1 pseudogene is annotated in these 953 nt (G+C 32.3%); it reads right to left on the bottom strand.

Annotated features, from left to right (window positions below):
• Window positions 1-94, bottom strand: a pseudogene (locus ACFIKE_RS11520) (ATP synthase subunit); the annotation flags it as partial.
• Between the last annotated feature and the right edge of the window lie 859 nt (window positions 95-953).

Here is a 953-nt window from a genome sequence, read left to right on the forward strand (position 1 = left end):
TACGACATTCCAAATCCTCTGAATGAAGACATTCTCCTTGCTTTTCCTCTTCAGCCTCCTTACGGCTTATAACGGGTTTCTCGCCCATCGCCATCATTGGCTCCTTAATTAAAAAGAAAAGCAAGAATGCATTTCATAAAACCGTGTGCATCATATTGTTCTCAAATTTATTCGTCAAGATACTAAAAGAAATCTATCACAAGTTATCGCATAAATTTTATTGCATAAATAACGTATTTTTCAATTTACATGCTTTCTTAAAAAGACATTCTGAGCATCTAAACCGATTTCACGACAGCGCCCGTGAATGTATAACGAAAAGTTCCCGTGAATAATATAAAACTCTTAGAATAACCATTTTTACGCTTAACGAAAGGTGTCAACTGATACCATCTTATTTTCCGGCTCCCAATGTTATATCAATCCTAGTTTTGAAAGAGAAGATAGAAAGCTAAAAAACAGTATGAGAGCGTTGGTTTACACCTTTTATTCAAATAAACTTGCACTTTTTATTTTATGAAAATGATAATAATCAATGGTTTCTATATGATCCTGTTCGCAAAGTATTTTATATATGCCATTACAGGTCCCATCACGAAATGAGCTTGAGGGTATTAAGAGAAGTTCCTTTAAATACAAGATATTAATAAATCTAAAATTTCAAATAGATCAAGCCAATAGAACACAATACAATTTAAATACGATCGCCCTAACACTTTATACAATTTTAATCCACTTTTTGAATTTCGCCCTTTACAATTGAATATCGATAGATTCAGCAAATATTTTTGCTTTTTATTTAGACAAACTATCGCAAGCAAAAGCGCTTATTCACAACCTTTATTTTTATGAAGCGACAATTTGATGCTTCTTTTTAAACGAGCATCATAACTATATTCCCCTACCCTCATATTGCATCTATTCTTGCATTTAAATAACCCATTAAGAGGATG

The sequence above is a fragment of the Bartonella sp. MU70NMGDW genome (assembly GCF_042194085.1).
In the GTDB taxonomy this organism is placed as follows: Bacteria; Pseudomonadota; Alphaproteobacteria; order Rhizobiales; family Rhizobiaceae; genus Bartonella; species Bartonella grahamii.